The sequence below is a fragment of the Nocardia barduliensis genome, from assembly GCF_013315795.1.
Lineage (GTDB): Bacteria > Actinomycetota > Actinomycetes > Mycobacteriales > Mycobacteriaceae > Nocardia > Nocardia barduliensis.
On record NZ_JABLTE010000129.1, the window covers coordinates 1 to 18,344 of the forward strand.

An 18,344-nucleotide genomic window follows, 5' to 3' on the forward strand; every position below is an offset into this window, starting at 1 on the left:
CGTCGGGGGCGGGACGGCTGGGATTGTCGATCAGGCGGCCAGGAGGCTCGGCATCGCGGAGACGGCCGGAAGGGTAGAGGCGACGTCCGGAGACGTGAACGGTGCGGCCGGTCAGTTCGGCCGCGGTCTCGGTGAGGGTGGGCAGCGCCGGATCGAAGTAGACCGGAAGCCACCGCGGACCACCGGCGCCGTCGATCTGCAACCAGGATCGGCTGACGAGGCGATGTTGCTGGCGGACTCGGGTGACTCGAGCCGTTCGCACGGTGCCCGAACTCCCGAACCCGAGCAGCCCGAACGCGACGGCGAGCCGGTACGCCGTGTAGCCGACGAGTCCGAGGGCGACGGCCACGATGGCCGCCACCTGATCCAGAGTGCCGAACGGCGCCCAGGCGGCACAGATTGCGAGGGCGCCGATCGTCACCGTGAGCGGATAGGCCAGCGGGCCCGTTCCGGCTCTCACTTCAGGAAGCCGACCTTGGTGTAGTCCGGCGTGGCGAGTCCGAACGCGCCATAGTTCGCCAGGTCGGCCCGGGCGGCGTAGGTGCCCGCCGCCTGGTGCAGCGGGATGGAGTAACCCTCTTCGAAAATCATCCGATCGCATTCGTTGGCCATCTCGATGGCCTTCTGCGGATCGAGTTCGGAGAGGGTTCGGTCGATCAGCGCGTTGAGTTCCGGAGTGCCGATGCGTGCCTTGTTGCCTTGCAGGTTGGCGGGGTCGTAGTAGTAGATCTGCCGGAGCGCGCCGAGCGGCAGGACCGAAGCGCCCCAGCTGAACTGGGCCAGGTCGAAGTTGCCCGGGTCGATCACATTGGTGAACAGGCCGGTGCCGGGTACGGTCTGGATGATCAGCTTCACGCCGATCCGCGCGAGATTCTGCTGCACGATCTGGGCGGTCTGCACCCACTGATCCTGCTGGTACATCACATCGCGCAGTTCGAGCTTCCGGCCGTCCTTCTCGCGGACGTCGCCGTTGAGTTTCCAGCCGAGTGCGTCCAGCATGCGCGCCGCCTCGTCCGGGTCGTAGGCGATGGGCGCCGAATTGTCCTGATAGCCCTTCTGCCCCGCGACGAAGATGTGATTGTTCAGCGGCTTGGGATCGTCGACGACGCCGTTCTGCGCGGCGGTGACCAATCCCTGCCGGTCGATCGCCTTCGAGATGGCGATGCGAAGCTGTGGATCGGCGAGCAGCGAGCCAGGTGCGCCGTTGAACGTGATGTGGGACCACGTCGGCTCCGGTGTGCGCCGGATGACCACGTTCTCGGCGTTGCGCGCGCCGCTGACGTTCTCGATGCCGGACATGTAGGCGATGTCGAGTTCGTTGTTCTGGATCGCGGGCAGCCACGCGGAATGGTCCAGCACACTGAAGGTGACGGAATCCAGCTTCGGCGTATCACCCCACCACCGAGGGTTGCGCCCGAGCACGATGCGGTTCTGGCTGCGGTCGATCGTGGTGACCACGAAGGGGCCCGCACTGACCGGCAACGCGTTCTTGGCCGCGTTGGTGAAGGCATCGGGGGTCGCGGTGACCGACTTCGGGTACAGCGGGTTGAACAGTCCTTGCCATTCGCTGTACGGCTGATCGAAGGTCACCACGGCCTGCCGGTCGTCGGCGCCGCGTTCCACCTTGCCGACCCGTTCGAAACCGCCGGTGCCGGAGACGAGGAACGCGGTGTCTCTGCCGCTCAGGGCATTCGCCTGGGACCGGAGATCTTCCCAGGTGATCGGGGAGCCATCGGACCATACGGCCTTCGGATTGATGGTGTAGACCACCTGCTGGGGGCTGGTGCCGGTCAGCTTTACATCGGTGAAGAAGTCGTGGTCGATGCTCAGCTCACCCGCCGCGTCGCTGACGAAGGAGGTGGGCATCGTCGCTTCGACGATGGCTGCGACGGTTTTCGTCCCGCCGTCGACGTGCAGATAGTTGAAGGTCTCCGGGAAGTTGGTGAGTGCCAGCCGCAGGTTGCCGCCGTCGCGCAGTTCACTCGGGTCCCTCGGGTTGATGTCGTTGGTGCTGCCGACCGTGCTGGTGCCAGGGGCCACACCGCTCCCGCCCCCACATCCCGTGACGGCCAGCCCGACAACGACCAGCGACAATGCCAGTCGGGCACACGCCGAGTGAATCCGCATGGTGGTCCTTCCTGCTCGTTGCGTCCGGCGGACCGGCCTACTTCACGAAGCCTGCCAGGAGATAGTTGGGCGAAGCCAGCCCGAAGGCGCCGAAGTTGGCGACCTCCGCCCGAACGGCCACGTTGCCTGCCGATTGCGCGATGGGCACCGAATGGACCAGTTCGAAGATCATCCGATCGGCCTTGTTCGCCAGCTCGATCGCCCGCTCCGGATCGAGTTCGGAGATGGTCTGCTCGATCAGATCGTTCAGCTCCGGTGATCCGATCCGCCCTTTGTTGCTGAGCGGGTTCGCCGGGTCGTACGCGTAGATCTGGGGGAGCGCGCCGAGCGGAAAAATGCTCCGCTGCCAGCTGAATTGCGCGATGTCGAAGTTGCCGGGATCGATGACCTCGGTGAACAGGCCGTTGCCCGGATACGTCTCGATCACCAGCTTGACGCCCACCCGCGCCAGATTCTGCTGCATGATCTGCGCCATCTGCACCCAGGTGTCCTGTTGGAACATCACATCCCGGATCACCAGCTGACGTCCGTCCTTCTCGCGGACATCGCCGTTGAGTTTCCACCCGAGTTCGTCCAGCATGCGCGCCGCCTCGTCCGGGTTGTAGGCGATCACCGCGGAGTTGTCCTGGTAGCCCTTTTGTCCGTTGAGGTAGATGTGGTTGTTCAGCGGTACGGGATTCTCCACGATCCCGTTCTGCAGCGCGGTGACGATGCCCTGCCGGTCGATGGCCTTCGCTATCGCGACGCGCAGGCGGGGATCGGCCAGAATCGACCCCGGCGCGCCGTTGAACGTGATGTGCGAATTGTACGGGCGGGAGGCGCGGCGCACGATGATGCCCGGTGAGTTGGTCGCGGACTTCACCTCCTCGATACCCGAGACATCGATGGCGTCGAGTTCATTGTTCTGCAACGCGTTGAGCCGGGCCGAGTAGTCGAGCACGCTGTAGGTGACGGTCTCCAGTTTCGGTGTGTCACCCCACCATTTCGGGTTGCGGCCGAGCACGATTCGCTGCTGTGCCCGGTCGACGGAGGTGATCACGAACGGCCCGGCCGACTTGGTGAGACCATTGCGGTCGCGCTCGTTGAACGCCTGCGGCGTCTCCATCGACTCCTTCGGGTACAGCTGACTGAACAGGCCGCGCCACTCCGCGTAGTGCTGGGCGAAAGTGACGACCGCTTGGCGGTCGTCGGCGCCGCGCTCCACGGTGGCCACCCGGCTGTAGCCTTGGGTCGCGGCGACTCGGTATTCCGTATTGCGGCCGCTCAGCGCCTGCGCCTGGGCTCGCAGATCCTCCCAGGTGATCGGGCTGCCGTCGGACCACACCGCTTTCGGGTTGATGGTGTAGACGATTCGCTGCGGGTTCGTCTCGGTCAGCGCGATATCGGCGAAGAAGTTGTGGTCGATCGATAATTCGCCCGCGGCATTGGACGTGATCGGTCCCGGCAGTGTCCAATCGACCACGTCATTGAGGTCGCCGTCGGTGTCGACGTGGTGCGAATTGAACGTCGCGGGGAACCCGGTGATGGCCAGACGCAGGTTGCCGCCGTCGCGCACTTCACTCGGTTCGCGTGGATTGATGTCGTTGGTCGAGCCGATCGCGCTGGAACCCGACTTCACGTCGTTACCGCCCGACCCGCAGCCAACCAGCAGAGCGAGCGCCGTGCCCACGGTCAGGGCCCGAACCAGCACGGTGCGTGCCTGCCGCCGGTAATTCCGGGTCGGCGTCAGTGGTCTCATTTCACGAATCCGATCTTGGTGTAGTCGTACGACGCGAGCCCCGGGGAGCCGAAGTTGGCGAGATCCGCGCGGACGCCGAAGTTTCCTTCGTATTGGGTCAGCGGTAGCGAGTGGCCTTCTTCGAAGACCGCCCGATCCACCTGATTAGCCAGTTCGATGGCCTTGGCCGGATCCAGCTCAGAGAGGGCGCGATCGATCAGGGCGTTCAATTCCGGCGAGCCGATCCGGCCGAAATTCCCCTGCAGATCGTCGGGGTGGTAGGCGTAGATCTGCGGCATGCTGCTGAGCGGGAACGCGTCGCCGGAGAAGATGAACTGGGCGGCGTCGAAGTCACCGGGCTGGATGACGTCGGTGAAGAACCCCGCGCCCGGCCGGGTGTCGATTTGCAGCCCCACCCCGACGGCGGCCAGGTTCTGCTGGATGATCTGCGCGATCTGCACCCAGGTCGGGTCGTTGTACATGACGTCGCGGATGACCAGCTTGCGCCCGTCCTTCTCCCGGACGTCGCCGTTGAGCTTCCAGCCCAGATCGTCCAATTCTTTCGCGGCAGCCGCCGGGTCGTAGCCGAGACTGTTGTCGCGATAACCCTCCTGGCCTTGCAGGAAGATGTGGTTGTTCAGCGGCTTCGGGTTCTCCACCAAGCCGTTCTGGGTGGCGGTGGCGATGCCCTGCCGGTCGATCGCCTTGGAGATGGCCACGCGCAATTTCGGGTCGGCAAGGATCGAGCCGGGAGCGCCGTTGAACGTGATGTGTCGCCAGCGATTGCCCGGCGCCCTGCGCACGACCAGCCCCGAGGTGTTGCGGACGGTCTTGACGTCATCGATCGTGCCCAGCCGCGCCGCGTCGAGTTCGTTGTTCTGCAGTGCGCCCACCCAGGCCGTGCGGTCGAGCACGCTGTAGGTGATGGTGTCCAGCTTCGGCCGCTCGCCCCACCACTTCGGATTGCGCGCCAGCACGATGCGGCCTTGCGCACGGTCGGTGGACTCGACCACGAAAGGCCCCGCCGTCGGACCCATGTGGTCGACCAGACTGTGGTTGAACGCCTCCGGGTCCGCGGTGACCGACTTCGGGAACAGCGCCGAGTTCCCGGCGAACTGCCCCCGCCATTCCGCGTAGTGCTGCTTGAACGTGATGACGGCCTGCCGGTCGTCCACGCCGCGCTCGACCTTCTCGACCCGGTCGAAGCCGTTGGTGATGGCGATCAGGAAACGCTTGTCGGCGCCGCTGAGCGCGTTGGCCTGCGAGCGGAGGTCCTCCCAGGTGATGGGGGTGCCGTCGGACCAGACGGCTTTCGGATTGATCGTGTAGGTGACCTGCTGCGGATCGGTGCTGGTCAGCTGGACGTCGGTGAAGTAGTCGGTGTTCACCGTGAGCTGCCCCGCCGCGTCGGTGTCGAAGGCGCGCGGCAGCAATGGTCGCTCGATGTCGCCGATCTCGCCGTCGTTCCCGTCGTTGGACAGCGTGTTCCAGTTCGCCGGGAACGACGTGGTGGCCAGGCGGAGGTTGCCGCCCTCGCGGATCTCGTCCCGGCTTTTCGGGTTGATGTCGCTGGTGGTGCCGAGCGCGTCGGACAGGCCCGTCGCCGACTCGCCGCTGTCGGCGCCACACCCCGCGACCACCAGCCCGAGCGCGACGACGGGAACCGCCCAGCGCGCCGAGCGTCGCCGGGTGCAGCCTCGGGTGGACCGGATTCGCATCGTGTTCCTTCCCTACCGGTTCACGGCCGGCACCGGCACGGCGTCGATCAGCGCCCGCGTGTATTCGTGCGTCGGCGCCGCGAAGATCTGCTCGGCGGAGCCGTATTCCACGATCTTGCCCCGATACATCACGGCGATGTCGTGGGCGAGGTTGCGCACCACCGACAAATCGTGCGAGACGAACAGGTAGGACAGCCCGCGCTCGGTCTGCAGGTCGCGCAGGAGGTTCAGCACGCCCGCCTGGATCGAGACGTCCAGCGAGGAGACCGGTTCGTCGAGCACCAGCAGTTCCGGGTCGAGGGCGAGCGCACGAGCGATGCTGATGCGCTGCTTCTGGCCGCCGGAGAAGTCGGCCGGGTAGCGGTCGGCGTGTTCCGGGCGCAGGCCGACCTGCTCGAGCAGCTCCGGTACGCGGCGGGCGATCTCGGCCTTCGGACGCCCGTCGATGCGCAACGGCTCGGCCAGCGCGTCGAAGACCGGCAGGCGCGGGTCCAGCGAGGCGGTGGGGTCCTGGAAGACGATCTGCATCTTGCGGCGGATCTCCCGCTTGCGCGCCTTGCTCAGCGCGGCGACGTCGCTGCCCATGATCTCGATGGCGCCGGCCTGCGGGGTGACCAGATCGAGAATCTGGGTGAGCGTGGTGGACTTGCCGGAGCCGGACTCGCCGACCAGCGCCAAGGTGCGCCCGCGGCGCACTTCGAAACTGATGCCGTCGACCGCCCTGACCTCGCCTTTGCGGCGGCGCAGCAGCACACCCGACGTGATCGGGAATACCTTCACCAGATCCGAGACCCGCAGCACCACCTCCGAGTCCACCTCGGCCTCGGCCTCCGGCTCGGAGATCTCGCTGCGATAGGCATCGAACAGCGCGTCCGTGCCGATCTCGGCGGTCCGGATGCAGGCGGCGGCGTGCCCGGGTTCGACCGGGGCCAGCGGGGGTTCCGCGGCGGTGCACTCCTCGATCGAGACCGGGCAGCGCGGCGCGAACGAGCAACCCGGCGGCAGCGCGTGCATGGCGGGCGGTGCGCCGACGATCGGGATCAGCGGACGCCGGGCCGGGCCGTCCATGCGCGGAATCGAGCCGAGCAGCCCCACGGTGTAGGGCATCCGCGGCGTGTCGAACAGGTCGGCGGCGGTGGCGGTCTCGACGATCCGGCCCGCGTACATGACGGCAACGCGATCGGCCAGCGTCGCGGCGATGCCCATGTCGTGGGTGATCATGATGACGCCCGCGCCGGTGATGTCGCGTGCCTTGCGCAGCAGGTTGAGGATCTGCTTCTGCACCGTCACGTCCAGGGCGGTGGTCGGCTCGTCGCAGATGATCAGCGCCGGATCGTTCGCGATCGCCATCGCGATGACCACGCGCTGGCGCTGGCCGCCGGAGAACTCGTGCGGAAACGCCTTGGCCCGTATCTCCGGATCCGGGATGCCGACCAGATCGAGCAGCTCCACCGCCCGTTTCGCGGCTTCGCCCTTGCTCATCTTGCCGTGCGCCAAAAGGGCTTCCGCGATCTGGTCGCCCACCCGGTAGACCGGCGTGAGCGCCGACAGCGGGTCCTGGAACACCATGCTGATGGCACTGCCGCGCAACTTGGACAAGTCGCGATCGCCGAGCGCGAGCAGTTCACGTCCGCGGAACCGGATGGAACCGGTGATGCGCGCCTGCTCCGGCAGCAGCCCCATCACCGCAAGCGAGGACACCGACTTGCCCGAACCGGACTCGCCGACGATGGCGAGCACCTCGCCGTCGGACACCGTGTAGGTGACACCGCGAACCGCGTCGATGCGTCCCTCCTCGCTGGGAAAGGACACCCGCAGATCGGCGATCTCCAGCAGTGGGGCGGTCGAGGTCCTCCCGGCCGTCTTCTCGGTCGTTCCCGCGCTCGTCATGCCTTCGCCTTCTTCTTCGACCGTGCTCGCTTGGCGCCCGGATCGAACGCGTCGCGCAGCCCGTCACCGACGAGGTTGGCGCACAGCACGGTGATGATCAGCAGACCACCCGCGAACAGGAACAGCCAGGGATAAGTCAACGCTGATTTCGTCCCCGCTGCGATCAGCGAACCGAGCGACACGTCCGGCGGCTGCACGCCGAAACCGAGGAAGCTCAAGCCCGTTTCGGCCATGATCGCCGAGCCGACCGTGAGGGTGGTGTCGATGATCAGAATCGAGGCGATGTTCGGGATGACGTGACTGAGAATCACCGTGCGGGTGGGCGCCCCCATGTACCGTGCGGCCCGGACGAATTCGCGGTCACGCAAGCTGAGGGTCAGGCCGCGCACGATGCGGGCGGAGATCATCCAGCCGAAGCAGGACAGCAGGAGGATCAGCAGCACGATGGAACCGCTGCCCTTCGTACGCGGCGCGAACAGCGCGATGATGATGAAGCTCGGGACCACCAGCAGCAGGTCGACCAGCCACATGATCGCGCGGTCGGTCCAGCCGCCGAGCAAGCCGGCCAGCGAACCGGCGGTGGCCGCGATGGTGGTGGACAACAACGCGACGCACAGGCCGATGACCAGGGACTTCTGCAAGCCACGCAGGGTCTGCGCGAGCACGTCCTGCCCGATCTGGGTGGTGCCGAACGGATGCTCCAAGCTGGGCGGCTGGAGCAGGGCGGTGTAGTCCAGCTGCTGGTAGTCGTAGGGCAGCAGGGGCGGCAGCGCGAAGCTGGCGACGAACAGCGCGATGAGGATCAGGCCGCCCGCGACGGCGGGCTTGTTGCGCAGGAAGCGCCGCAGGACCAGCTTGCGCCGTCCGGTCGCGGTGACCTCGGGGGCGCCCTGGACGATGATTTCGGCTTCGGTCACGACCGCGCCTCGCTAGCCCTCGGTTCCGCCGGTGCTGTGCTGATGGTTCGCTCACTCACGACACACGCACCCTGGGATCGAGAATCGCGTACACGATGTCCGACAGCAGACCGGACACCAGCACCACCAAGCCCGCGAACGCGGTCACCGTCACCACCACGTACAGGTCCTGGGCGTTGATCGAGTCGACCAGCCACTCGCCGACGCCGTGCCAGCCGAAGATCTTCTCGGTGAACGTCGCCCCGGTGATCAGTCCGCCGAGGCTGTAGGCGAACAGCGTGGCCATCGGGATCAGCGCCGTGCGCAGGCCGTGCTTGTACAGCGCCTTGCTGCGGGTGAGACCTTTGGCACGGGCGGTGCGAATGAAATCGCTCTGCAACACGTCGAGCATGGCGTTGCGCTGGTAGCGGCTGTAGCCGGCCATGGCGCCGAGAGCCAGCGCGGTGGTGGGCAGGACCAAGTGCTGGATCCGGTCGAGCAGCTGCGGCCAGAACCCTTCGATCTTGCTCGCCGACGTCTCGCCGGTATAGAGGAAAATCTGCGATCCGGTGAGCGAATTGATTTCCAGCGCACCATATTTCAACAGTGTCGCGAGCAGGAACACCGGCGTGCTCAAGACCAGCAGTGAGATCACCGTGGTGAAATAGTCGCTGAACTTGTATTGCCGGATCGCGCCCGCCGCGCCGATCAGAACCCCGAGCACCGTGCCGACCAGTGAGCCGACGATCAGCAGCCGCAGACTCACCGCGACCCGCCGCGGCAGCTCCTCGCTCACCGGCTGACCTGCCAGCGTGGTGCCGAAGTCACCCTGCGGAATGCCTTTGAGCCAGGTGAGGTAGCGCTCCGGAATCGGATCGTTGAGGTGCAACTCCTCGGCCTTGGCGTCGATCACTGCCTGCGGCGGGCGCGGATTGCGTTGTTCGAGACTGTCCAGCGGCCGGAACGTCAGAGACGCCAGACTGAACGTCAGGAACGAAGCCAGCAGCAACAGCACGACATAGTTGAGCGCGCGTCGTAGCAGGAAGCCGGTCATCAGTCCTCATGGTCTTTCGGCTGGACGGGCCAGCGTCGGTATTAGCCCCCGATCATAAGGACGTGCCTGCCCGCGTGCGTGCCACGTGATGTTCGGGCATGTCCGAGGCTTGTGCGAGGCTTGTGCGGCCACGGGGGCCGGGCACGATCGGTGGGTCGTCCGGCAGGATGGAACGGGTGACACCCCTGCACCTGCCCAAGCCGAAGATGGTCGCCACCGATGTGGACGGCACGCTCATCGATCACGACGAGCGGGTCACCGCGCGGACCAAGGCGGCGGTGGGCGCCCTCATCGCCGACGGTGTGCCGTTCGTGCTGGCCACGGGGCGTCCGCCGCGCTGGATCGACCCGGTGGTGCAGGGCCTGGGTTACGCGCCGCTATGCGTGTGCGGCAACGGCGCGGTGATCTACGACAGCGCCACCGACCGGGTACTGACCAGCATGACGTTGGACGTGCCGACGCTCGCGTGGCTCGCCGACGTCGCCGAGCAGGCCCTGCCCGGCTGCGGTCTCGCGGCCGAACGCGTCGGCGAGAGCGCGCACGACGCGGTGACGCCGCAGTTCGTCAGCTCGCCGCTCTACGAGCACGCGTGGCTGAACCCCGACGACACCTCGGTCGCCCGCGAGGAGGTCATCGACGCGCCCGCCATCAAGATGCTGATCCGCCTACCGGGCGCGCGCAGCTCGGACATGCGCACGGTGCTCGCCCCGCTGATCGGCGAACGGGCCGACATCACCTACTCCACCGAGCACGGGCTCATCGAACTGTCCGCGCCCGGCATCACCAAAGCCGCTGGCCTCGCCGTAGTCGCCCAGCGCCTCGGTGTGGACGAGGGCACCATCGTCGCGTTCGGCGACATGCCCAACGACGTCCCCATGCTCACCATGGCCGGCCACGGCGTCGCCATGCGCAACGCCCACCCCGAGGCCCTCGCCGCCGCCGACGAGATCGCCGAATCGAACTCCGACGACGGAGTCGCACGCGTCCTCGAACGATGGTGGGCTGGTGTTTGATTGGCCGCGACTTCGTCGCGGCGTGTTCGCGGCCCCTTTGTGGCTCGCGTTCGCGCGGCCGCCGCTTGCTCCTTCGTCGCTTGCGCGGCGGCCGCGCAAACGCGAGCCGGGCCGCGAACGGCGGATGCTCGGTCTCGCTTCGCTCGAAAGTCGTGGTTGGGGTGCGCTGGGGGCGTTGGTAGGCGAAGTCGGGAATTAGCGCACGGCTGTTCGTGGGGGCTGGCGGTGCGCGGCGGCCGCGCAAACGCGAGTCGGGCCGCGAACGGCGGATGCTCGGTGTCGCTTCGCTCGAAAGACGGAGTGTGGTGCGCTGGGGGCGTAGTTGCGCCAGGCATAGCGCACGGCTGTTCGTGGGGGGCTGGCAGCCTGGCGGGGTGTTCGGGGCCGTCTTGTGAGCGGGCGTTGGAATCTGTCGTCGGTGTGCGCTGGGGGTTCACCCGGGGGATCTATGTCAGGCGGTCTGGGCTCGGAGCCAGGTGTGCCAGTCGGCGATGAACTCGGTGCGGGTGGCGCCGAGGACTTCGCGGAGGATCTGGTCCTCGGTGGACGGGTTCTGCTTGCCCGCGGCGATGCGGTGGTAGAGCTGGACCAGACGTGGGCGGTCGTATTTCTCGGCTACGAAGGCACAGATCGACCAGGCCTGCTCGTATGTGAAGGCGGCGTCGGGGCCGGAGAAATCGGCGTCGGTGGGCAGATCACCGGGGATCTGTCCCGCGTGCGCGCGGGCGGTGAGGGTCGGAGCGATGTCGGCGAACCGCGAGATCTCGCGATGGTGCGCGGTGTAGTCGGCGAAGCCTTCCAGCATCCACAGCGGGGCGCCGTCGACGGTATCGGCGCGGGCCGCGATGTGGGTGAGTTCGTGCCGCAGCAGGGTCGCCATGCCCTCCGGATCGAGGCGGCGCCCGGTGTCGGGGCCGAAGACGACGCGCTGGCCGGTGGGCCGGCTGCCCGGGGTGAACGGGTCGGCGATGGAAGCGGCGGCGACCTCGGCGGGCAGCAGGCCGGCCGAACGCACCAGGGCGGCGAACTCGGACGGGGACGAGGCGACGACGACGAGCGCGGACTGCGCCCATCCCGGGCCCCACACGTCGGTCACCGCGGCGGTGGCATCGGGGAGTGCGCGCTCCAGCACATCGATCTCGACCCGCTGGTCGGGATGGCCGACGACCAGGGAATGCCGCCCGTCACCGGTCGGCACCTGGCGGGCGACGATCGGTCCGAACGGTTCGACGATGCGCCGCACCTCTTCGAGCCGGGGATCGGCGGCCGCGGCTCGACCCAGGGCTTCGGTCATACCCGGCTGCGCGGCCTGCGGTTTCGGTAGCACCGTGTTCGGCAGCATGATCAGCGCGACGCACACGCCGGTCAGCGCCATCACCATCGCGACGGTGAGGCAGAACTCGAATCGGCGCCGTGCCGACCACCACTCGCGCAAGGTCCGCATGCCGCTCATCGGCCGACCTCGGCCCGGCGCGCGGCTGCGCCGCCGAGGCGCCGTGCGGCGGCCGGTGAGCCGAATCGACCGCGCGGGGCGCTCATCGTCGTCCGTTGCCGGTCGGTCGTGCCGTGGATAGTGCGGTGCCGCTGCTTGGCTCGCTCACGACGCCTAGTATCGCCGAGCCGAATGGTAGGGCGTCGAGCTGATGGGCGCGACGGCGACAGGAACGCCGAATGTGGAGGCGTGCAGCATGAGCCCGTTGCCCGCGTAGATGCCGACGTGCGAGATGTCGGAGTAGAAGAACACGACGTCGCCGGGCTGCAGATTCTCCTTGGCGACGGGAGTGCCGTAGGTGGCCTGCTGCGAACTCGTCCTCGGCACGTTCTTACCGACCTGCTTGAACGCCCACTGGACCAGACCCGAGCAGTCGAACTTGTTCGGACCGGTGGCGCCCCAGACGTACGGGTCGCCGACCCGGGTGAGTCCGGCGGCCAGCGCGCTGGTGCCGCTGCCGGGAACGAGGCCCTGCAGGAGGGTGTCGCGGTCGAAGCCGGGCGGAAACGGCGAGCCGGCCAGGGCCGACTTGTCCTGCGCCGACAGCGCGCCCCATGCCTCCACCACTTCGGCAACGGCGCCGCCCAGGTCGGCGCGCTTGCGCTCCAGGTCGATGCGTACGGCGTCGGCTTTCTGCGCGGCGGCGCGGGCGGCGTCGGCGGCGGTGCGGGCCGCCGATTCCGCGGCGGTCGCGGCGTCGGTGGCCTTCTCGTAGTGATCGAGCTGCTCGGAGGTCTGCGCGGACACCACGTCCAGCGTGGACATCTGGTCGAGCAGTTGTTGCGGCGAGTCGCTGACCAGCACGGCGAACAGGCGGTTGGTGCGGGCGCCCTGGTAGGCGGCGATCGCGGTGCGGTCGATGACGGGCTGATAGCGGCGGACTTCGTCCCGGGCGCGCTCGACCATGTCGGTGCTGGCGGCGAGCCGTTCGTCGGCGTCGCGCTGCACGGCGAGCTTGGCCTCCAACTCGGCTTCCGCGCCCAATGCCTGCTGGTTGAGCTGCTCGGACTGGCGAGACAGATCGATCATCCGCTGCACGGCTTCGGTGGCGGTGGTGGGCAGCGCCACCGGATCCGCTCCGGCCGGACCGCCGGCGTAGAGGGCCGCGGCCAGCATTCCGGCTGCCAGCGTTCCTCCCACCAGACGTTTGGTGTGCTGTTTCCGGTGATGCGCAACCACAGCCCGCGGTGCCCCGTTCTCTCGTGAAGCGATCTCTCGTGAAACCGACGCGGAAACCTTCGTCGAACTCCGAGGTTTGCGGGCCGCGCACCCGGGTATTCGGTGGAAGGTCTCGGTTAGGTTACGGAACGGCCGTGGTCGATGTCCAGTAGAGAACGAAACGATCACGGGACCGTCGGGCGGTCGGGCCGCTGGTGCGCGGCCCGACCAGCTGCTTCTCAGAAGCGGCGAGCGCCCGCGATCGGCATGGAGGAGATCGGCGCCACCTGCACGGGCGTGCCGGAGGTGGAGGCGTGCACCACGTTGCCGTCACCGGCGTAGAGGCCGGAGTGGCCGCCGCCGTAGAACGAGACGAGGTCGCCCGGCTGCAGGTTGTCCAGCGACACCGGACTGCCCGCGGCGAGCTGCGCGCCACTGGTGCGCGGCAGCTCGAGGCCGGCCTGGCGGTAGGACCACTGGACCAGGCCGGAGCAGTCGAACGAGTTGGGGCCCGCGGCGCCGTAGACGTACGGGGCGCCGACCTTGCTCAGCGCGGCGTCCAAAGCGACCTCGCCGGAGGACTTGGGTGCGACGAACGGGAGGGGAGCGGGGCCCGGCAGTTCGAGGCCCGGGAGAGCCGGCGGGACCGGGATCTCGTTCGGAACCTCGAAGGTTCCCACGCCGGGGATGGTCACCGGCTGGGCCGAAGCGGGGGCGGCGGGCAACAGGAACGCGCCGATGGTGGCAGCGCCGACGGCCCCGGCGGCAACAGCGCGCTGTGCATGACGCTTGACGGCGTTGGTCGTCATGATGCGGTACTCCCAATCTGCCTCACGACGCCGCACCCGGTGGTGCCGCGGACTTCGTCGGCGCCGCACCGGTCGGCGCGGCGGACTCCGTGAGGTCTCGAAAAGGTTACGAAAACATCACGGTCATTTGTAAAGCCGCCGGAATGCGAAATGCCTGTGCTCAACAATTTCCGGGGTGAATCGATGTGAGATAGGTCCTACCGAATCACGAAAAGATAACGGCGCGGAAATGCCACTCCGCAGCCGAGTTCGGAGGGGTGGTGGGCCGGGTGGATTCGGTCGCGGGCGCGCTGCCGCGGGTGGGGTCGTTTTAGCAGGTAGCGCTGGAAAATGCGCCGTAGATCAGAGTACGGTCGATCGTTCTTACGCTGTAGAGCCGTAGGTGGCCGACACGCCCGGCAGCGGGCGCTCGCCGTCCGCCGGACGCGCCGCAATGTTTGATACAGTTTTATCCCTTATGTGATCTGAGTCTCTTTCTCGCATTTCTAGATCATTTCCCGGGTATCGCCCGTGAATCCGCACGGTGTTATTCGGCATCGCGGGACGTGCTCGCGTGCGCGTTCCTGTCGGACCCCGGCCCTACGCTGCACGCCGTGCCCGACCCCGCGCCGCGCCCGGCCGCCGCCCAGCAGCTGGCTTTCGACGAGCTCGACACACCCCTCTACGACACCACCTTCGTGGTCGTGGACCTCGAGACCACCGGGACGAGTCCCGGAAGCGACGGCATCACCGAGATCGGCGCGGTGAAGGTGCGTGGCGGGGAGGTGCTCGGCGAGTTCGCGACGCTGGTCAACCCGGGACGCGCGATTCCGCCCGCGGTCGTGCACGTCACCGGCATCACCACCGCGATGGTGTACGCCGCGCCGCGGATCGAGGCGGTGCTGCCCGGCTTCCTGGAGTTCGCCGCCGGCGCCGTGCTGGTCGCGCACAACGCCCGGTTCGACATGGGGTTCCTGCGCGCCGCCGCGGCGCAGTGCGACACCCCGTGGCCGCCCGCGCAGGTGCTGTGCACCGTGAAACTGGCGCGGCGGGTGCTCGGGCGCGACGAAGCGCCCTCGGTGCGGCTGAGTTCGCTGGCTCGGTTGCTCGGCGCCTCCACCCAGCCGACCCACCGCGCACTGGAAGACGCCCGAGCGACCGTCGACGTGCTGCACGCGCTGATCGCGCGAGTCGGGAACCAGGGCGTGCACAGTCTCACCGAGCTGCTCGACTATCTGCCCGACGTCACGCCCCGGCAGCGCTCCAAGCGCGTCCTCGCGGCCGACCTTCCCGCTGCGCCCGGGGTGTATCTGTTCCGCGGTCCCTCCGACGAAGTCCTATATATAGGTACGGCCGTGAACCTGCGCCGCCGTGTCCGTAATTACTTCACCGGTTCGGAGACCCGGGGCCGGATGAAAGAGATGGTGTCACTGGCGGTTCGGGTCGACCATGTGGTGTGCGCGCACGCGCTCGAGGCGGGAGTGCGCGAACTGCGCCTGCTGGTGGCGCACACCCCGCCCTACAACCGCCGGTCGAAGTTCCCCAAGCGGGCCTGGTGGCTCACGCTCACCGACGAGCCGTTCCCCCGGTTCGCGGTGGTCCGGGAGCCGAACCGGGATGCGCTGGGGCCGTTCAACTCCCGGAACGACGCCGTCGAGCTGGGCCTGATCATCGCCGAATTCACCGGGCTGCGCACCTGCACGACGCGGCTGTCCCGCAAGGCGGTCCACGAGTGCCCGCCCGCACTCGTCGGCGGTTGTCCGGCGGGCTCCGGGGGACGGGCGCTGGAAACAGCGGAGTACGCCCCCGCGCCCGCACTGGTGCGCGCCCTGTTCGCCGGACACAGCGACGCGCCGATTCGGCTCATGCTCGATCGGATCGAAACGCTCTCGCGGGCCGAGCATTTCGAGGCGGCCGCGCGGCTGCGCGACCGTGTCGTCCGGGTGGTACGCGCGCTGCGCCGCACCCAGCGACTGGCCGCGCTCGCGCGCATAGCCGAACTGGTCGCCGCGCATCCCGACGGCAACGGCGGATGGGAGTTCGCGGTCATCCGCTACGGCCGGCTCGCCGGTTCCGGCACCGCGCCGCGCGGGGTGCCGCCGATGCCCATCGTCGAACAGATCGTGGCCGCCGCCGAAACAGTGATCCCCACCGCGGTTTCGGCGCACCGCGAGAATTCGCTTCCGTACGGGCCCGATCACATCGGCTCGCCCGCCGAAGACGCACCGCCGCTGCGAGGAGCGACACCGGAAGAAGTGGCGCTGGTCGCCCGCTGGCTCGCGCGGCCCGGAGTGCGAATCGTGCGCGGCAGCGAGGGGTACCACGAGCCCGTATTCGGCGCGGGGCGGTGGCTGGGCTGGGCGGAACTCGCCGACGCCGCGGTCCGCGCCCAACCCACCGAGCAGGCCTATCTCGACCGCCTAGGCTGAGCACCATGATTACCGCGATCGTCTTGATCCACGCCGACAACGGCCGCATCCCCGAGACCGCGCAGGCGGTCGCGGACACCGAGGGCGTCGCCGAGGTCTACTCCTGCGCGGGTGACGTCGACCTGATCGCGCTCGTGCGGGTGCGCGACCACGAGCAGATCGCCGAGGTGGTGACCGGCCGGATCGACAAGACGCCCGGAGTCCTGCGCACCACGACGCACATCGCGTTCAAGTCGTACTCGCGGGCCGAAGTCGAGGCCGGATTCTCGCTGGGCGAGTAATCCCGGCTCAGTCCTCGACCAGGACGCTGCGCACCGCGAAATAGGCGGCGTCGTTCGGTGCGAGCCCTTCGACGACGGCGCCCGCACAGCCCGGCGCGTCGTACAGGTGTACCACGCCGTCGGTGCGGTTGCGGATCTCCACGTCCGACCCGTCGCCCACCTCGAGGCAGCCGACCGGGTTCTCGTAGCTGAGGCCGTGGGCGAACAGGGTGCCTTCGGCCGCGTGCGCCCCGGGCGCGGCGGCGGCGAAGCCCGCGGCAGCGAGGACAGCGAGTAGCGCCGGAACTGTGCGTCGCATATCTGTGCTCCTCGTCGGTCGAACCGACCGGCACGGCGCCCGGCGAACTCGGCGATGCGCCGGATTGCCCGATCGACGTTACCGGCAGCGACCGGCCGGATCGGGGCCTTCGCTCGGGTCAGCGTGTCGGCGACCGCACGACTGCGCCGACCCGCGTCAGCTGTCGCCGAGCGTCTGCGTCAGCTTCGCCCAGCGCTCCAGCAGCGCGGCCGCGTTGCCCGCGTCGATCGCCTCGGCGGCGCGGTCGATGCCCGCGGCGAGCGCGGCGTGCAGGTCGGCGTCCGGATCGCCCGCACCGCGCGACCACTCGTAAGCCACGATCGCCGCGGCCGAATTCAACAGCACCGCGTCCCGGACGGCGCCACCGCGACCGGCGAACACGTCTCGGGCCACGCCCGCGTTCACCTCGGCGTCGCCGCCGCGCAGCGCGTCCAGATCGACCCGGGGAATGCCGACGCGGGTGGGATCGATGGTGGTCCGGCGCGTCCGCCCGCCCGAGACGATCCAGGCCTCGGTGGTGTCGGAGGTGGTGATCTCGTCGAGACCGTCGTTACCGCGCACCACCAGGGCGCTCGCACCGCGTTCGGCGAACACCCCGGCGATCACGGGCAGCAGGTCGGCGAATGCGCAGCCGACCAGCCCGGCGCGCGGCTGCGCGGGGTTGGTCAGCGGGCCGAGCACGTTGAAGACCGTCGGGATGCCGATCTGGCTGCGGGCCGCGCCCGCGTACCGCAGGGCGGGATGGAACACGGCCGCGAAGCAGAAGCCGATGCCGACCTCCCGCACGCAGTGCGCCACCGACTCGGGACCGAGTGCGAGCTTCACACCGAGCGCCTCCAGCACGTCCGCGCCGCCGCTCTTCGACGACGCCGCGCGGTTGCCGTGCTTGACCACCGGAACACCGGCCGCGGCCACCACGATCGAGGACATGGTGGAGATGTTCACCGAGCCGGACCGGTCACCACCGGTGCCGACGATGTCGACGGCGTCGCCATCGATCCGCACCAGACGGGCGTGGTCGAGCATGCCCGCGGCCAGACCGGTCAGCTCGGCGGGCGTCGGGCCCTTGATCTTCATCGCGACGCCGAACGCGGCGATCTGCGCGGGGGTGGCGTTGTCGGACATGATCTCGTTCATCGCCCACGACGTGTCGTCCGCGGCCAGGTCGCCACCGTCGGCGAGGATTCCGAGCACCTGGGGCCAGCTGCGCACGCTCATTCCACTTCTCCCGTCCCACTGGTCTCGCGCACCAGTCTCTCCCAGGAGCGTAGCTGTGTTCGATCGGCCGCGACTTCGTCGCGGCGTGTTCGCGGCCCCTTCATGGCTCGCGTCCGAGCGACCGCCGCTTGCTCCTTCGTCGCTTGCGCGGCGGCCGCTCGGACGCGAGCCGGGCCGCGAACGGCGGATGCTCGGTCTCGCTTCGCTCGGAACTCGTGGTGGCGGTTCTGTGGTTCCGTGATGAGGCTGTCTCTTATACACATCT

General features: G+C 68.3%; 15 protein-coding genes. 3 read left to right on the plus strand and 12 right to left on the minus strand.

Translation table 11 applies throughout. From position 1 onward, the window contains the following. The 7 genes from HOV91_RS33865 to HOV91_RS33895 form a co-directional block, all read right to left on the minus strand. Positions 1-460: hypothetical protein (locus HOV91_RS33865; protein WP_174189343.1), on the minus strand; the 460-nt coding region annotated here is incomplete at its 3' end. Beyond that, a complete protein-coding gene (locus HOV91_RS33870; RefSeq protein WP_174189344.1) occupies positions 457-2,127 on the minus strand; it encodes an ABC transporter family substrate-binding protein in 1,671 nt (556 codons plus the stop codon). The genes HOV91_RS33870 and HOV91_RS33865, both read right to left, overlap by 4 nt. Positions 2,128-2,164: 37 nt before the next feature. Continuing rightward, entirely contained in the window at positions 2,165-3,865 is a 1,701-nt protein-coding gene (locus HOV91_RS33875) for an ABC transporter family substrate-binding protein (RefSeq protein WP_174189345.1), read from the minus strand. Then, entirely contained in the window at positions 3,862-5,562 is a 1,701-nt protein-coding gene (locus HOV91_RS33880) for an ABC transporter family substrate-binding protein (RefSeq protein ID WP_174189346.1), read from the minus strand. Before HOV91_RS33880 ends, HOV91_RS33875 begins: the two co-directional genes overlap by 4 nt. 12 nt (positions 5,563-5,574) lie before the next feature. Beyond that, positions 5,575-7,452 (minus strand): ABC transporter ATP-binding protein, encoded by a 1,878-nt coding sequence (locus HOV91_RS33885; protein WP_174189347.1) that lies wholly within the window; start codon positions 7,450-7,452, stop codon positions 5,575-5,577. Then, on the minus strand, positions 7,449-8,369 hold the full coding sequence (locus tag HOV91_RS33890) for an ABC transporter permease (RefSeq protein ID WP_174189348.1): 921 nt from the start codon (positions 8,367-8,369) through the stop codon (positions 7,449-7,451). Before HOV91_RS33890 ends, HOV91_RS33885 begins: the two co-directional genes overlap by 4 nt. A gap of 55 nt (positions 8,370-8,424) precedes the next feature. Beyond that, on the minus strand, positions 8,425-9,402 hold the full coding sequence (locus tag HOV91_RS33895; protein WP_174189349.1) for an ABC transporter permease: 978 nt from the start codon (positions 9,400-9,402) through the stop codon (positions 8,425-8,427). A gap of 167 nt (positions 9,403-9,569) precedes the next feature. On the opposite strand from HOV91_RS33895, the gene HOV91_RS33900 reads away from it, so the two are divergent. Further along, the gene (locus tag HOV91_RS33900; RefSeq protein ID WP_174189350.1) at positions 9,570-10,415 is read left to right on the plus strand and encodes an HAD family hydrolase; all 846 of its coding nucleotides are present in this window, start codon (positions 9,570-9,572) and stop codon (positions 10,413-10,415) included. Positions 10,416-10,866: 451 nt separating this feature from the next. Here HOV91_RS33900 and HOV91_RS33905 read toward each other — a convergent pair whose 3' ends face one another. From HOV91_RS33905 to HOV91_RS33915, 3 genes are all read right to left on the minus strand, one after another. After that, on the minus strand, positions 10,867-11,868 hold the full coding sequence (locus HOV91_RS33905) for a hypothetical protein (protein ID WP_174189351.1): 1,002 nt from the start codon (positions 11,866-11,868) through the stop codon (positions 10,867-10,869). 153 nt (positions 11,869-12,021) lie between these two features. Then, positions 12,022-13,023, minus strand: coding sequence for an NlpC/P60 family protein (locus HOV91_RS33910; protein ID WP_174189357.1), 1,002 nt, complete (start codon positions 13,021-13,023; stop codon positions 12,022-12,024). A 281-nt stretch (positions 13,024-13,304) separates the two neighbouring features. After that, complete coding sequence (locus HOV91_RS33915; RefSeq protein ID WP_174189352.1) at positions 13,305-13,874, minus strand: C40 family peptidase; 570 nt, start codon at positions 13,872-13,874, stop codon at positions 13,305-13,307. A gap of 593 nt (positions 13,875-14,467) precedes the next feature. Here HOV91_RS33915 and HOV91_RS33920 point away from each other — a divergent pair. Then, on the plus strand, positions 14,468-16,282 hold the full coding sequence (locus tag HOV91_RS33920; protein WP_174189353.1) for a DEDD exonuclease domain-containing protein: 1,815 nt from the start codon (positions 14,468-14,470) through the stop codon (positions 16,280-16,282). A gap of 5 nt (positions 16,283-16,287) precedes the next feature. After that, positions 16,288-16,563, plus strand: coding sequence for an Lrp/AsnC family transcriptional regulator (locus tag HOV91_RS33925; RefSeq protein ID WP_174189354.1), 276 nt, complete (start codon positions 16,288-16,290; stop codon positions 16,561-16,563). A gap of 7 nt (positions 16,564-16,570) precedes the next feature. Here the strand turns inward: HOV91_RS33925 and HOV91_RS33930 are convergent, their stop codons facing one another. Next, a complete protein-coding gene (locus HOV91_RS33930) occupies positions 16,571-16,861 on the minus strand; it encodes a hypothetical protein (RefSeq protein WP_174189355.1) in 291 nt (96 codons plus the stop codon). 156 nt (positions 16,862-17,017) lie between these two features. Next, complete coding sequence (trpD, locus tag HOV91_RS33935; protein ID WP_174189356.1) at positions 17,018-18,079, minus strand: anthranilate phosphoribosyltransferase; 1,062 nt, start codon at positions 18,077-18,079, stop codon at positions 17,018-17,020. Positions 18,080-18,344 lie beyond the last annotated feature (265 nt).

What these genes read in the sequence shown, in the direction of transcription:
- HOV91_RS33880 (WP_174189346.1), bottom strand. Translation starts at nt 5,562, where the DNA reads ATGCGAATCCGGTCCACCCGAGGCTGCACCCGGCGACGCTCGGCGCGC.
- HOV91_RS33875 (WP_174189345.1), bottom strand. Translation starts at nt 3,865, where the DNA reads ATGAGACCACTGACGCCGACCCGGAATTACCGGCGGCAGGCACGCACC.
- HOV91_RS33870 (WP_174189344.1), bottom strand. Translation starts at nt 2,127, where the DNA reads ATGCGGATTCACTCGGCGTGTGCCCGACTGGCATTGTCGCTGGTCGTT.
- HOV91_RS33930 (WP_174189355.1), bottom strand. Translation starts at nt 16,861, where the DNA reads ATGCGACGCACAGTTCCGGCGCTACTCGCTGTCCTCGCTGCCGCGGGC.
- HOV91_RS33900 (WP_174189350.1), top strand. Translation starts at nt 9,570, where the DNA reads ATGGAACGGGTGACACCCCTGCACCTGCCCAAGCCGAAGATGGTCGCC.
- HOV91_RS33895 (WP_174189349.1), bottom strand. Translation starts at nt 9,402, where the DNA reads ATGACCGGCTTCCTGCTACGACGCGCGCTCAACTATGTCGTGCTGTTG.
- trpD (WP_174189356.1), bottom strand. Translation starts at nt 18,079, where the DNA reads ATGAGCGTGCGCAGCTGGCCCCAGGTGCTCGGAATCCTCGCCGACGGT.
- HOV91_RS33925 (WP_174189354.1), top strand. Translation starts at nt 16,288, where the DNA reads ATGATTACCGCGATCGTCTTGATCCACGCCGACAACGGCCGCATCCCC.
- HOV91_RS33905 (WP_174189351.1), bottom strand. Translation starts at nt 11,868, where the DNA reads ATGAGCGGCATGCGGACCTTGCGCGAGTGGTGGTCGGCACGGCGCCGA.
- HOV91_RS33910 (WP_174189357.1), bottom strand. Translation starts at nt 13,023, where the DNA reads ATGCTGGCCGCGGCCCTCTACGCCGGCGGTCCGGCCGGAGCGGATCCG.
- HOV91_RS33885 (WP_174189347.1), bottom strand. Translation starts at nt 7,452, where the DNA reads ATGACGAGCGCGGGAACGACCGAGAAGACGGCCGGGAGGACCTCGACC.
- HOV91_RS33915 (WP_174189352.1), bottom strand. Translation starts at nt 13,874, where the DNA reads ATGACGACCAACGCCGTCAAGCGTCATGCACAGCGCGCTGTTGCCGCC.